Genomic DNA, 13,870 nt, shown 5'->3' with positions numbered 1-13,870 from the left:
TGTTAAATAAAGGGAAGCCCCTTGCGATCAGACCTCGGTAAAGGCCGCGCGGGAATAGCCCTGCAGGTACAGCAAAGCAGTCAGATCTCCGTAATTGATCCGAATATCGCATTTGGCGGCGACCGAAGGTTTGGCATGTAGCGCCACACCGGTTCCGGCCCGGCTCAGCATGCCCAGATCATTGGCGCCATCGCCCACGGCAATCACGTCGGCCTCGGACAGGCCCAGCCGCTTGGTAATCTGCGCCAGCGCATCCACCTTGGCCTGTTTGCCCAGAATCGGGCGCTGTACATCACCGGTCAGCTTGCCGTTTTCGGCCAGCAATGTATTGGCGCGGTTTTCATCAAAGCCAAGCAGATCAGCCACCCTCGCGGTGAAGGCCGTAAACCCACCCGACACCAGGGCCGCATAGCCCCCGTTCAGGCGCATCGTCGCAACCAGTTCCTTACCGCCCGGCATCAATGTAATGCGTTCGTTCAGAACCTTGTCGATCACCGCCTTATCCAGGCCCTTCAATAGGCCGACACGTTCAATCAGCGCACCTTCGAAATCAAGCTCACCATTCATGGCCCGCGCGGTAATCTCTTTGACGCGATCGCCCACGCCCGCCTCATCGGCCAGTTCGTCAATACATTCCTGCTGGATCATGGTGCTGTCCATATCGGCCAGCAGCATCAGCTTGCGGCGTTTCCCGAACGGCTGCACGATCAGGTCGACCTCTAACAACTGCAGCTCTGCCCAGACGTCCCACTGATTATCAGGCAGCTCGGGAAACGTGAACTGCGCCGCCTCATCTTCGCTGAGCCAAACCAGATCGCCCCCGCCCCACGCGTTGCACAACGACTCGACCAAAGCCTGCTCGAGCTTCGGCATGTTCGGATTGGTCAACAGAGTGGCTACGTACATCATCGGTCTCCTGCAGGCTCCCCCGCGCATAACGCAGGGGCCGCCAATTCACCAGAGACAGTTGATATGTTTACCCCAGAATGCCAGGCAATCGCAGCCCATGGGCGCGGGCGCAATCCTTTGCAATGTCATACCCCGCATCCGCATGCCGCCACACGCCCGAGGCCGGATCGTTCCACAGCACCCGTTCCAACCGTCGGGCCGCGTCCTCGGTACCATCGGCACAGATCACCACACCCGCATGTTGAGAGAACCCCATGCCGACCCCACCACCGTGATGCAGCGAGACCCAGGTCGCGCCGCTGGCGGTGTTGATCAGAGCATTCAGCAGCGGCCAATCGCTTACGGCGTCAGACCCGTCCAACATCGCCTCGGTTTCGCGGTTAGGACTGGCGACAGATCCACTGTCCAAGTGATCCCGGCCGATCACGACCGGCGCTTTCAACTCGCCATTGGCGACCATCTCATTGAACGCCAACCCGGCGCGGTGGCGGTCGCCCAACCCGATCCAGCAAATCCGCGCAGGCAGGCCCTGAAACGCAATCCGTTCCTGCGCCATGTCGAGCCAGCGGTGCAGATGTTCGTTCTCGGGGAACAGCTCTTTCATCTTGGCGTCGGTCTTATAGATATCCTCGGGGTCGCCTGACAACGCACACCAGCGGAACGGACCGATGCCTTTGCAAAACAGCGGACGGATATAGGCGGGAACGAAACCGGGGAAGGCAAAAGCGTTCTCCAACCCCTCATCCTGTGCCACCTGCCGGATGTTGTTACCGTAATCCAGCGTCGGCACGCCCGCGTTCCAGAAATCAACCATCGCGGCGACGTGTTGTTTCATCGACGCCCGAGCAGCCTTTTCCACTGCTTTAGGGTCTGTTTCACGCATTTCACGCCACTGCGCCATGGACCAACCAATTGGCAGGTAGCCGTTGATCGGATCATGGGCGCTGGTCTGATCGGTGACAATATCGGGAAACGGGCGGATGCCCTCGTTTCCTCTTTTGAAGATTTCTGGGAACACCTCAGCCGCGTTACCTAACAGGCCCACGGATTTTGCCTCGCCCGCTTTGGTCCAACGATCGATCATCTCCAGCGCTTCGTCCAGAGTCTCGGCCTTTTCGTCGAGGTATTTGGTGCGCAGGCGGAAATCGATACTGTCTGGGTTACACTCGACCGCCAGACAGCAGGCACCGGCAAAAACGGCGGCCAGCGGTTGCGCGCCCCCCATGCCACCCAAGCCCCCGGTCAGAATCCACTTGCCGGTCAAGTCGCCGCCATAGTGTTGACGTCCTGCCTCAGCAAAAGTCTCGTACGTACCCTGAACGATGCCTTGAGTGCCAATGTAGATCCACGAACCGGCCGTCATCTGGCCGTACATCATCAGACCCTTTTTATCGAGCTCGTTGAAGTGATCCCAGGTTGCCCAATGGGGCACTAGGTTGGAATTGGCGATCAGCACGCGGGGCGCGTCCTTGTGCGTCCGCACAATGGCGACCGGCTTGCCGGATTGAACGATCAGGGTTTCGTCCTCTTCCAGATCCTTCAAACCGTCCACAATAGTGTCGAAATCCTTCCATGTGCGGGCCGCGCGGCCGATACCGCCATAGACCACCAGTTCATGCGGGTTTTCGGCCACGTCCGGGTGCAGGTTGTTCATTAACATCCGCAGCGGGGCCTCAGTCAGCCAGCTTTTGGCGTTCAGCTCGGGGCCTGTCGGCGGATAGATATCGCGCGTGTTCTTGCGAGGGTCGGTCATGGGATCGTCTCCAATGCAGTGTCTTGGATGGCTTCAAGAATATCGCGCAGCCAACGACGCAGGCGGTCGGCCTTGGCAGTATCATAACTCCACGGGGCGGCCTCGGCTGTCAGGTAAGTGGATTGCGCCAGTTCCATCTGTATGGCGTACAGACCGTCGGCCGGACGGCCATAGTGGCGGGTCGACCAGCCACCCCGGAACCGCCCGTTCAAAACGGTGCTGTAGGGCGATGATGCGGCAAACTCATGAGCAATAGACTCTACTTCTGGCACACACGTCACTCCCCCATCCGTCCCGATATTCATGTCGGGCAACATGCCTTCAAACAGAAATGGAATGCGACTGCGGATAGAGTGGCAATCGAATAGAACAGCCACGCCGTGCTTTGCCCGCACGCGCTCCAACTCTTCGGCAAGTGCGGCATGATAGGGTGCATGGAAGGTTTCGCGCCTCTGACCGATCTCATCCTCTGACGGTTCCTGCCCGTCGCGCCAGATCGGTTGCCCATCGAAATCGGTCAATGGCACCAGCGTTGTCGTGTTTTGCCCTGGGTAAAGCGAAACACCGTCGGGATCGCGATTGGCGTCGATGACATAGCGATGAACATGCGACTGAACCACCGTCGCACCACTCAAAAGCTTTTCATAGAGCCTGTTTATATGCCAATCCGTGTCCGCCAATGCACGCCCAGTGTCATTGAGACGATCTGCAATGTCATCCGGCACATAGGTCCCGCCATGCGGTTGTCCCAAGACGATAGGGCCATCCCCGCGATGCACGCTAACCACCTGCATCACACCACCTCGGGCATTGGGGTGCCAACGGCCCGTAGGATCGACGCCCCGGCTACCAGTTGTTTCGCGGTCTCCAACTCAGGGGCCAAATAACGATCTTCGGTCAGGGCCGGAATGTCAGCCCGCAACCGAGCAATGACCTGCTGCAAAGGCCCGCTGGTGACCAGAGGCGCGCGAAATTCAACCCCTTGAGCTGCACACAGTAGTTCCACACCAAGAATGTAGTTCAAATTCTCGACCATTCGGATCAGGCGCCGCGCACCATGGGCCGCCATCGAAACATGATCCTCCTGGTTGGCCGAGGTGGGGGTGCTGTCGGTGACACAGGGATTGGCGAGGTGCTTGTTCTCGCTCATCAATGCGGCGGTGGTGACCTCAGCAATCATCAGGCCAGAATTCAACCCCGGATCAGGTGTCAGGAAAGGCGGCAAATCAAAGCTGAGTGTCGGGTCCACCATCAAGGCAATGCGACGCTGCGCGATAGCACCGATCTCGGACACGGCCAGCGCGATCATATCAGCGGCGAACCCTACAGGTTCAGCATGGAAATTCCCTCCCGAGACAATCCCGTCGGCCAGAACCAGCGGATTGTCGGTGGCTGCGTTGGCCTCAACCTCAAGCGTGGCGGCGGCCTGCCGCAATACATCCATTGCTGCGCCCGTGACCTGCGGTTGACAGCGGATGCAATAAGGATCCTGAACGCGGGTGTCGCCCTCACGGTGACTTTCCCGAATTTCCGACCCGTCCAGCACGGCGCGCATGGCGCTGGCGGCTTCGGTCTGGCCACGATGACCACGCAAAGTGTGAATTTCAGGCCGCAGGGGTGCGGTGGACCCCATGATCGCATCGGTCGACAAAGCCGAAACAACCAGCGCACTTTGCGCCGCACGCCAAGCCTCGAACAACCCAGCCAAAGCAAAGGCGGTTGAAAACTGCGTGCCGTTGATAAAGGCCAATCCTTCCTTGGGACCCAGTTGAATTGGCTCTAAATCAACTGTTTTCAGTGCTTCAGCCCCCGGCAGGACAGTGCCGTTCACCTCGGCCTCGCCCGCGCCAATGACCACTGCGGTCATATGGGCCAACGGCGCCAGGTCGCCCGATGCCCCAACCGAACCCTGTGCCGGGATCACCGGAGTGACCCCGCGGGCCAGCATCTGCTGCAACAGCTCGATCAGCTCCCTCCGCACGCCCGATGCACCGCGACCGAAGGACAACAGCTTGAGTGTCATCATCAGCCGGGTCAGCCTTTGCGGTATGGCGGGACCAACACCGCAACAATGGCTGAGGATCAGGTTGCGCTGCAGGGTCGAGGTGTCCTGTGGCGCGATTTTGAGGCTGGCCAGTTTCCCAAAACCGGTATTGACGCCATAGACGGGGTCATTGCCCCGAGCCGCCGCCTGAATACGTAGCGCCGCCGCATCGACTGCGGGCTTGCAGTCAGAATCCAGTGAAACAACCGTTTGATCCCAATAGATCTCGGCCAGTTGCGCCAAAGAAACCTGACCGGGCTGCAAAATCAGAGACGTCATTCGATCCCTCCGAAAAGACGTTTATGCAGTGGGTTGAAGCCGACGCGATAGGCCAGTTCCGCCGGATGAGTGACATTCCAGATCGCCAGATCCGCCCTATGCCCCGGCGCGAGAGTGCCCGCATCGTTGATCCCCAACGCGCGCGCGGCGTTGCGGGTGACACCAGCCAGCGCCTCTTCAGGCGTAAGACGAAACAGTGTGCAGCCCATGTTCATGGTCAGCAGCAGCGAGGTCAGCGGCGAAGAACCGGGATTGCAGTCAGTCGCCAAAGCCATTGGCACTTGATGCTGGCGCAGCAGATCAACGGGTGGCACCTGCGTTTCTCGCAGTGTGTAAAACGCGCCCGGCAACAGCACGGCCGTGGTTCCGGCCTTTGCCATGGCTGATACACCATTGGCATCCAGGTATTCGATGTGATCCGCCGACAAAGCCCCGTAAGAGGCCGCCAGTTGCGCCCCCCCCAGATTGGACAACTGCTCGGCATGCAGTTTCACCGGCAGGCCCAGCTCTTGCGCCACATCAAAAACCAGGGCGATTTGTGCGGGGTTAAAGGCGATTCCTTCGCAGAACCCATCCACCGCGTCCACCAGCCCCTCGGCATGGGTCGCGCGCAGGGTTGGGATGCAGACCTCGCGAATATAGTCGTCGGGGCATTCGGCATATTCCGGCGGCACTGCATGTGCGCCCAGAAAGCTGGTTTTGACGCGGATAGGGCGGGTTTCACCGATCCGGCGGGCAACGCGCAGCATCTTCAATTCGGTCTCGGTATCCAACCCATAGCCCGACTTGACCTCAAGGGTGCTGACACCCTCGGCAATCAGGGCGTCCACGCGGGTTAGAGCATCTGACAAAAGCATCTCAGCGCTGGCGGACCGCGTGGCGTTGACCGTGGAGAGGATACCACCCCCGGCACGGGCGATGTCCTCGTATGAGGCGCCATTCAGCCGCATTTCAAACTCAGTTGCGCGGTTTCCGCCGAACACCACATGGGTATGCGCGTCAATCAGCGCCGGAGTGATCAACCGTTCACCGAAATCCTCGACCGGCCAATCAGCATATTCCGGCGGCAGGTCCTGGCGTTCACCGACCCAGACAATCTTTGCCCCGTTAACGGCGATCGCTGCATCCCGACACAGCCCATAGGGCGTGCCCCCTTCTGACATCGTGGCCATCCTGGCGCTGAGTAAGACCGCTTTTCTGGTCATGGCGATTCTTTTCGGCTCCCCTCTTGTTTGATTTTTATGTATAGGTGTAAAGATATGAAGTCTACACATTATGGAAATCAAAATGCAGATTCATGCCAAGACAGCTTTATTAGGCTCTGATTGGGTTCACGATGTGCGAGTAGAAATCGACCATGGGCGTATCAGCCGGGTGCAGTACCAGGCGTCGGCATTGCCCGATGATACGCGCGTTGACGTTCTTTTGCCCGCTTTGGCAAACCTGCACAGCCACACCTTTCAACGGGCCATGGCGGGCATGACGGAAACCCGCATGGCCGGACGCGAGAGTTTCTGGACATGGCGCAACCTGATGTATCGCTTTCTGGATCGGTTGACGCCCGACCAGATCGAAGCCATCGCCGCACTGGTTTTCATGGAGATGCAGGAGGCCGGGTATGCCTCGGTCGGTGAATTCCACTATGTCCATAACCAACCCGGCGGCGCGGCCTACGATCAACTCTCGGAACTAAGCCAGCGTATCTTTTCCGCCGCACACCAGTCAGGGATCGGTCTGACTCATTTACCGGTCCTCTACACCTATGGCGGCGTTGCGCAGGACCCGCTGTCAGGTGGGCAGTTGCGGTTCAGCAATGATGTGTCCCGGTTTTTGAATTTGGTGGATGATTGCCGTAATAAACTGCCACACACTGACTCTATATTGGGGGTTGCGCCACATTCCTTGCGCGCAACTTCACCGACAGACCTGCGCGAACTGCTGCAAAACACACCCAAGGGTCCGGTCCATATCCATATCGCCGAACAGGTTCAGGAAGTCGCCGACGTACAATCCGCGTTGGGCCAGCGTCCGGTGGCCTGGCTGCTGGACAATGCAGACGTGAACGCGCGGTGGTGTCTGATCCATGCCACCCATATGACCGATGCCGAAACCCGCACGCTGGCCCAGTCCGGTGCTGTGGCGGGGCTGTGCCCGATCACCGAGGCCAATCTGGGCGATGGTATTTTCAACGGCGCGACCTACGTCGCAGAAAACGGACGATTTGGGGTCGGATCAGACTCTAATATTAAGATTTCCTTGCCAGAGGAACTGCGCACCCTGGAATACTCCCAACGTTTGCGCGATCATCAACGTGCCGTCCTAGTACCGGGCGAAGGCTCGGTCGGGCATGCGCTTTTTACCGGTGCCGCGCGAGGTGGGGCCCAAGCGCTTGGACGTGACGCCGGTGAGATTGCCGAGGGCAAGTTAGCTGATCTGCTGGCCATTGACCGGACCCACCCGACGCTCTGCGCATTGACGGACGATCAATTGCTGGATGGACTGTGTTTTGCCGCCCCTGATGGACTGGTAACTGACTTGTGGTCTGCCGGACGCCACATGGTGAAACAGGGCCGGCACGTCGCACGTGATCAGATCTTATCCGCCTATAGATCCGCGATTGCGGGCCTGCTGGCCTCGGTCTAAAGGAACGGTCATCATGCCCCAATCCAGTGACACCACCAGCTACAAAGACATCAAGAAAACCGTTCTGTCCCGCATCCGATCGGGCGAGTGGCAGCCCGACTCTCTGTTGCCCAACGAACAGGATCTTGCGGTCGAGTTTTCCTGCACCCGCACAACAGTGAACCGCGCCCTACGGGAGTTAGCTGACGAGGGCTATCTGGAACGCCGGCGCAAGGCTGGTACGCGGGTGTTGAGCGCACCGCAGCGACAGGCCCGTTTCACCATCCCCATGGTCCGGGACGAGGTTGAGGCGATGGGCGGCACGTATCGCTATGCGCTGGTTTCTTCTAAGTTAGAGACTGCTCCGGAATGGCTAAGCGCCCGATTGGCTCTGTCTGAGGAGCAAAGCGTGATGCATGTTCGCTGCATGCATTTCAACGGCAACACGCCGTTTCAGTTTGAGGATCGCTGGATCGTCACGGCCTCGGTCCCGCAGGTGGAGCAGGCAGATTTCTCGCAGATCGGACCGAATGAGTGGCTGATCCAGACCCTGCCCTTCACCAATGTCGAACTGAGTTTTCTGGCCAGCCGTGCCGATACAACACTCGCCGGGTTTCTGGACGTCCCCGAAGGAGAACCCGTCTTTACCGGAGAGCGCATCACCTGGTTGCAGGGTCAGCCCGTGACCTTTGCCAAGATGTTCTTTGCCGCCGGGTATCGCATGACCACGCAATTCTAAACCGCGCCCGGATTTCTCTTTACCCTCTGCTCAATCCGATACAGATTCACCCAAGATTGAGCAGACGCAAAGGAAAGACGAAATGGGTAACCCGCTGTACGAACGGCTGTTTGGCATTCACGCGGGCAAACACACACCGTTTCTTCATCTTCCTGATGGTCAGATCCTGACCCATGCCGATTTTCTGGACATGGCCGCGCAGATCGCCAATACCCTAAGCGGATACGAACTTGAGCCCGGTGAACGCGTGGCCGTACAGGTGGAAAAATCGCCCCAGGCGCTGGCGCTCTATGCTGCCTGCGTGCAGACCGGATTGATCTTTCTGCCACTGAATACCGGATACACCACGGCCGAGTTGCAATATTTCATCGAAAACAGCGGTGCGAAACTGGTTGTCTGTGACGCCGCAAAAGAACAGGGGCTGGCCCCCATCGCCGCCGCCCAAGACGCCCGGTTAGAGACGCTCAACGCCGATGGTTCGGGAAGCCTTATGCGGCGGGCGCTGGGGATGTTACCCGCGTTTGAGCCGGTCCAGCGGTCCGAGGATGATCTGGCCGCATTCCTTTATACTTCGGGTACAACGGGACGATCGAAGGGCGCGATGCTGACGCATGCCAATCTGCTGTCAAACGCTGAAACGCTAGTGCAGGAGTGGCGGTTCACGGCGGATGACGTGCTGCTGCATGCGCTGCCAATCTTTCACACGCACGGGCTGTTCGTGGCGACAAATGTGGCGCTGTTCGCGGGCGGGTCGATGATCTTTTTGCCGAAATTCGATCTTGAAGGCATGTTGCGGCTGATGCCGCAGGCCACGACGATGATGGGAGTTCCAACCTTTTACACCCGCTTACTGGGCGATGAGCGGTTCACCGGCGATCTGACCCGGCACATGCGTTTGTTCATCTCGGGCTCGGCGCCGTTACTGGCAGAGACCCATGAGCGGTTCGAGGCGCGCACTGGCCACCGTATCCTTGAGAGGTACGGCATGACCGAGACCAACATGAGCACTTCGAACCCCCATGACGGCGAACGTCGTCCAGGCACGGTAGGCTTTCCCCTGCCCGGCGTCGAACTGAAGGTGACCGACCCTGAAACTGGTGCAGACTTGCCGCAGGGTGAGATCGGCATGCTTGAGGTGCGCGGCCCCAACGTGTTTCAGGGCTATTGGCAAATGCCCGAGAAAACCGCCGCCGAGCTGCGCGATGACGGGTTTTTCATCACCGGCGATCTGGGGCGTTTGGATGCGGACGGGTATGTCCATATCGTCGGGCGCGGCAAGGACCTGATCATCTCAGGCGGGTACAACATTTACCCCAAAGAGGTTGAGCTGGTTCTGGATGACCAGCCGGGCGTGTTGGAAAGCGCCGTGATCGGCGTGCCGCACCCGGATTTCGGCGAAACACCGGTCGGCATTCTGGTACCCGAGCCGGGACAGACACTGGACCCCGAGGCCATTCTGGCAAACGTGCAGAACTCGCTGGCCCGGTTCAAACACCCGCGCAAACTGATCGTGCTGGAAGAGCTGCCCCGCAACGCGATGGGCAAGGTGCAAAAGAATTTCCTGCGTGAGGATTACAAGGACCTGTTCACCAAGGGTTAAGGGATCAGCGGCACACGGCCATCGTTGGTGAGCAGCCAGCAATCCCGGCCCTCAAACACCGCCGGAACCAACGGTCGCCCCATCCCGGCACCTCCGTCCAGATTGATCCGGTTACCGCGATGCTCAGCCTGTTCCGCAGGTGTGTGCCCATGGACCACCAGCCACAGGTGCGGTCGCGGATCATCCAGAAACTCGCCCCGTATCCAGATCAGGTCTTCCTCGGTCTGATCGGCCAGCGATACACCGGGGCGAATCCCGGCATGGACGAACAGAACCTCATCTTGGTGATGGTACGTCACCAACCGGTTCAGAAAGTCGACATGGTCCGACGGCACCGCTGCCCTTGCGCGGTCGAGAATTTTGTAAACGCGTTCTTCTTCGGTGTACGTCACACCGTATGACGCCAACGTCTCGGTCCCGCCCAAACGCGCATGCAGCCAGTGCTCGCCGATCCGCAATTTGGCCTCGGCGGTTGAACCATCGTGCATGAATCTGGCGAACATCCGGTCATGATTGCCCAACAGAAAAACCCAGTTCCGTCCGACCTTTTGCCCAGCGACCAAAAGGTCCAGAACGCCACGACAATCCGGCCCACGATCTACATAGTCACCCAAAAACACGATCCGCGCATCCCGCCCACCGTCCTGTTCGATAAGGTGCAGCGCATTTTCAAGCATCTCTAACTGCCCGTGGATATCGCCGATGGCGTAGATGGCGGATGTCATGAAAATCCCTCGGATAAACGCGTACCCGGCTTTTGGCGCGAAATGCGTGTCAGGAAAAGAAAATACCCGCGCCTTGAGGGGCGCGGGCAAGAATTGTTCCAGAAATTCAACACTGCTTAGGCGACGTCGAACTCCAGCGGTTTGATCTGGGTGAACAGACCGGTTTCCGCCAGCTTGGCGCGCGCCTCGGCCGGGACCGGCTCGTCCACGTAAAGCAACGCAATGGCTTCGCCGCCTGCTTCCGCCCGGCCAAGGGTAAAGTTGGCGATGTTGACGTCATTGTCACCCATGGTCTGACCCAGTGCACCGATGATGCCCGGCACGTCCTCGTTGGTGGTGTAGAGCATGTGCGCACCCACCTCGGCCTCGATATTGATACCCTTGATCTGGATGAAACGTGGCTTGCCGTCGCTGAAGACCGTGCCACCGATCGAGCGTTCGCGTTTTTCGGTCACCACGGTCACTTTGATGTAGCCTTCGAACGCACCGGACTTGTCCTGGTTGGTGGTCGAGATCTGAATGCCACGCTCTTTGGCGACTACCGGAGCTGAGACCATGTTCACCTCGGGGTTGAACTTCTTCATGATCCCCGCCACGACCGAGCAGTTCAGAGCCGCCAGGTTCATCTCGGAGGCGACACCGTCATAGAGGATGTTAATCGCCTTGATCGGCTCATCTGTCATTTGACCGATGAAGCTGCCCAAGTGACCGGCCAGCTTGATCCACGGCCCCATGATCTTGGCTTCTTCGGCGGTGACGCTGGGCATGTTCAGCGCGTTTTCCACCGCTCCTGTCAGCAGATAGTTCGAGATCTGCTCGGCCACCTGCAGCGCCACGTTTTCCTGCGCCTCGGTCGTGGCCGCACCCAGATGCGGCGTGCAGACGACGTTGGGCAGGTTGAACAGGGCGTTTTCCTTGGCGGGCTCTTCGCTGAACACATCAAAGGCGGCGCCAGCAATGTGACCGGATTGCAGCAGTTCGGCCAGCGCCTCTTCGTCGACCAGACCACCACGGGCACAGTTGACGATGCGCACGCCCGGCTTGGTCTTGGCCAGGTTTTCGCGGCTCAGGATGTTACGGGTCTGGTCGGTCAGCGGCACGTGCAGGGTGATGAAGTCTGCCCGCGACAGCAGTTCGTCCAGTTCGACCTTTTCCACGCCCATCTTGGCGGCTTTCTCTTCGCCCAGATAGGGATCATAGGCGATGACCTTCATCTTCAGGCCCAAGGCGCGTTCGCAAACGATGCCGCCGATATTGCCCGCGCCGATGACGCCAAGGGTCTTGTTGGTCAGCTCGATTCCCATGAACTTGGACTTTTCCCACTTACCCGCATGGGTCGAGGTACTGGCCTCGGGGATTTGCCGCGCAACGGCGAACATCATGGCAATCGCATGTTCGGCCGTTGTGATCATGTTGCCAAAAGGCGTGTTCATCACGATCACGCCTTTTTTCGAGGCAGCCTCTTTGTCCACATTGTCCGTGCCAATGCCAGCGCGGCCAATGACTTTCAGGTTGTCAGCCTTTTCAAGCAGGGTCGGCGTGACCTTGGTGGCCGAACGGATGGCAAGGCCGTCATACTGACCGATCACCTCGGCCAGTTTGTCTTTGTCCTTGCCAAGATCCGGCATGAAATCCACATCGATGCCGCGATCCCGGAAGATTTGAACGGCGGTTTCGCTGAGCTTGTCAGATACGAGTACTTTGGGGGCCATATCTCTGGTCCTTGAATTGTAGGGAAGGTCCGGGCCTGATGGGGCCCGGTGAAAAAGGTCAGGCGGCTTCGGTTTGCGCCGCGATCTCGGCCTCAAAAGCCCAGGCCAGCCAGGGCAGCATCGCCTCGATATCCGAGGTTTCGACCGTACCACCGCACCAGATGCGCAGGCCCGCAGGCGCGTCGCGATAGGCGCCGATATCCAGCGCGATATTCTCGACCTCCAACCGTTTCGCCACGGCTTTGGCAAAGACTGCGCCATCTTGAATGCGGTCATCGGTGAACTTCAGGCAGACCGAAGTGTTCGACTGCGTCGCAGCATCCTCGGCCAGATTGGCGATCCAGTCGTTCCGGTCACAGAATGCATGCACCGCACCGGCATTGGCATCAGCTCGGGCGATCAGCCCTTGCAGACCACCAACCGAGCGCGCCCAATCCAGCGCGAACAGGTAATCTTCGACCGCCAGCATCGAAGGCGTGTTGATCGTGGCACCGGTAAAGATACCATCGATCAGTTTGCCGCCTTTGGTCAGGCGGAAAATCTTCGGCAGCGGCCATGCAGGGGTATAGCTCTCCAGCCGCTCCACCGCGCGGGGTGACAGGATCAGCATCCCATGCGCGGCCTCACCACCCAGTACCTTCTGCCAGCTGAAGGTGGTGACATCCAACTTGTCCCAGGGCAGGTCCATCGCAAAGGCTGCGCTGGTTGCGTCACAGATCATCAGACCCTGACGGTCATCCGCAATCCAGTTGCCATTGGGAACCCGCACACCCGAGGTGGTGCCGTTCCATGTAAACACAACGTCATTGGCGAAATCGACGGATGCGAGATCAACGATCTGCCCGTACTCGGCCGTTTTCACCTCGGCGTCGATCTTTAGCTGCTTGACAACATCGGTCACCCAACCCGAGCCAAAGCTCTCCCAGGCCAGCATCTCGACCTTGCGTTCGCCAAGCAGCGACCACAGCGCCATCTCGACCGCGCCGGTGTCCGAGGCGGGAACGATGCCGATCTTGTAATCTGCCGGAATGCCCAGCACCTCGCGCGTGCCTTCAATGGCCGCCTTCAGCTTGTCCTTGCCAACGACTGCACGGTGCGACCGACCCAGCGCGGCATCGGCCAGTTTGGACAGATCAAATGTGGGGGGTTTGGCGCAGGGGCCCGAGGAAAAACGCGGATTCGCCGGCCGCGTTGCCGGTTGTTCGATGGTCATGTGTATTACCCTTCCAGATACACGCCCCTCGTTGGGGAGGGGTGTCCCACGGACAGGGGTATGAGGCCTTCGCAGATCCAGCAAGCAAAAAAGACCGTTCACCCGCAGAAAACGACATAGGGTGGGTGCGCAAATTGGAACACAGGTTTCCTATTGGCGAAAAACCCCGCCGGTATTCCGGCGGGGTTTTGTGTTTTGTGTTTATTCTGCGGCTTCTTCGTATGCGTCCATTGGTGGGCATGTGCAGACGAGGTTTCTGTCGCCATATGCGTTG

At 59.1% G+C, this 13,870-nt stretch carries 11 protein-coding genes; 3 read left to right on the top strand and 8 right to left on the bottom strand.

The features are described from left to right. Positions 1-27: 27 nt before the first annotated feature. From serB to hutI, 5 genes are all read right to left on the bottom strand, one after another. Positions 28-906: a phosphoserine phosphatase SerB gene (serB, locus tag GOX21_RS14705; protein WP_170378187.1), complete on the bottom strand. Its 879-nt coding sequence runs from the start codon at positions 904-906 to the stop codon at positions 28-30. A 70-nt stretch (positions 907-976) separates the two neighbouring features. Continuing rightward, positions 977-2,662 carry a urocanate hydratase gene (hutU, locus tag GOX21_RS14700; RefSeq protein WP_170351121.1) on the bottom strand — a complete coding sequence of 562 codons (1,686 nt, stop codon included), beginning with the start codon at positions 2,660-2,662 and terminating at the stop codon, positions 977-979. Beyond that, positions 2,659-3,456: an N-formylglutamate deformylase gene (hutG, locus tag GOX21_RS14695; RefSeq protein WP_170378185.1), complete on the bottom strand. Its 798-nt coding sequence runs from the start codon at positions 3,454-3,456 to the stop codon at positions 2,659-2,661. Before hutG ends, hutU begins: the two co-directional genes overlap by 4 nt. Beyond that, positions 3,456-4,985 carry a histidine ammonia-lyase gene (hutH, locus tag GOX21_RS14690; RefSeq protein WP_170378183.1) on the bottom strand — a complete coding sequence of 510 codons (1,530 nt, stop codon included), beginning with the start codon at positions 4,983-4,985 and terminating at the stop codon, positions 3,456-3,458. The genes hutG and hutH overlap by 1 nt, the downstream gene beginning before the upstream one ends. Beyond that, positions 4,982-6,190, bottom strand: a complete 1,209-nt coding sequence (gene hutI / locus GOX21_RS14685) for an imidazolonepropionase (protein ID WP_170378181.1) — start codon at positions 6,188-6,190, stop codon at positions 4,982-4,984. Before hutI ends, hutH begins: the two co-directional genes overlap by 4 nt. 82 nt (positions 6,191-6,272) lie before the next feature. Between hutI and GOX21_RS14680 the strand changes: the two genes are divergently transcribed. The 3 genes from GOX21_RS14680 to GOX21_RS14670 all read left to right on the top strand — a co-directional run bounded on the left by GOX21_RS14680 (position 6,273) and on the right by GOX21_RS14670 (position 9,946). Further along, positions 6,273-7,628, top strand: a complete 1,356-nt coding sequence (locus GOX21_RS14680; protein WP_170378179.1) for a formimidoylglutamate deiminase — start codon at positions 6,273-6,275, stop codon at positions 7,626-7,628. 13 nt (positions 7,629-7,641) lie between these two features. After that, entirely contained in the window at positions 7,642-8,346 is a 705-nt protein-coding gene (locus GOX21_RS14675; protein ID WP_170378177.1) for a GntR family transcriptional regulator, read from the top strand. An 82-nt stretch (positions 8,347-8,428) separates the two neighbouring features. Further along, the gene (locus tag GOX21_RS14670) at positions 8,429-9,946 is read left to right on the top strand and encodes a malonate--CoA ligase (protein ID WP_170378175.1); all 1,518 of its coding nucleotides are present in this window, start codon (positions 8,429-8,431) and stop codon (positions 9,944-9,946) included. Here GOX21_RS14670 and GOX21_RS14665 read toward each other — a convergent pair. From GOX21_RS14665 to GOX21_RS14655, 3 genes are all read right to left on the bottom strand, one after another. Then, complete coding sequence (locus tag GOX21_RS14665; RefSeq protein ID WP_170378173.1) at positions 9,943-10,671, bottom strand: metallophosphoesterase family protein; 729 nt, start codon at positions 10,669-10,671, stop codon at positions 9,943-9,945. The two genes, GOX21_RS14670 and GOX21_RS14665, sit on opposite strands and share 4 nt — an antisense overlap. A 116-nt stretch (positions 10,672-10,787) precedes the next feature. After that, positions 10,788-12,383, bottom strand: coding sequence for a phosphoglycerate dehydrogenase (serA, locus tag GOX21_RS14660; RefSeq protein ID WP_170378171.1), 1,596 nt, complete (start codon positions 12,381-12,383; stop codon positions 10,788-10,790). A gap of 58 nt (positions 12,384-12,441) precedes the next feature. Further along, a complete protein-coding gene (locus GOX21_RS14655; RefSeq protein ID WP_170378169.1) occupies positions 12,442-13,596 on the bottom strand; it encodes a phosphoserine transaminase in 1,155 nt (384 codons plus the stop codon). Positions 13,597-13,870: the final 274 nt, after the last annotated feature.

It is taken from the genome of Ruegeria atlantica, assembly GCF_013032005.1.
Classification (GTDB): Bacteria; Pseudomonadota; Alphaproteobacteria; order Rhodobacterales; family Rhodobacteraceae; genus Ruegeria; species Ruegeria atlantica_A.
The sequence above is the reverse complement of the archived record's forward strand: the minus strand, read 5'-3'. Positions and strand labels throughout refer to the sequence as shown.

What these genes read in the sequence shown, in the direction of transcription:
- hutG (WP_170378185.1), bottom strand. Translation starts at nt 3,456, where the DNA reads ATGCAGGTGGTTAGCGTGCATCGCGGGGATGGCCCTATCGTCTTGGGA.
- serB (WP_170378187.1), bottom strand. Translation starts at nt 906, where the DNA reads ATGTACGTAGCCACTCTGTTGACCAATCCGAACATGCCGAAGCTCGAG.
- hutH (WP_170378183.1), bottom strand. Translation starts at nt 4,985, where the DNA reads ATGACGTCTCTGATTTTGCAGCCCGGTCAGGTTTCTTTGGCGCAACTG.
- serA (WP_170378171.1), bottom strand. Translation starts at nt 12,383, where the DNA reads ATGGCCCCCAAAGTACTCGTATCTGACAAGCTCAGCGAAACCGCCGTT.
- GOX21_RS14675 (WP_170378177.1), top strand. Translation starts at nt 7,642, where the DNA reads ATGCCCCAATCCAGTGACACCACCAGCTACAAAGACATCAAGAAAACC.
- hutU (WP_170351121.1), bottom strand. Translation starts at nt 2,662, where the DNA reads ATGACCGACCCTCGCAAGAACACGCGCGATATCTATCCGCCGACAGGC.
- GOX21_RS14655 (WP_170378169.1), bottom strand. Translation starts at nt 13,596, where the DNA reads ATGACCATCGAACAACCGGCAACGCGGCCGGCGAATCCGCGTTTTTCC.
- GOX21_RS14680 (WP_170378179.1), top strand. Translation starts at nt 6,273, where the DNA reads ATGCAGATTCATGCCAAGACAGCTTTATTAGGCTCTGATTGGGTTCAC.
- GOX21_RS14670 (WP_170378175.1), top strand. Translation starts at nt 8,429, where the DNA reads ATGGGTAACCCGCTGTACGAACGGCTGTTTGGCATTCACGCGGGCAAA.
- hutI (WP_170378181.1), bottom strand. Translation starts at nt 6,190, where the DNA reads ATGACCAGAAAAGCGGTCTTACTCAGCGCCAGGATGGCCACGATGTCA.
- GOX21_RS14665 (WP_170378173.1), bottom strand. Translation starts at nt 10,671, where the DNA reads ATGACATCCGCCATCTACGCCATCGGCGATATCCACGGGCAGTTAGAG.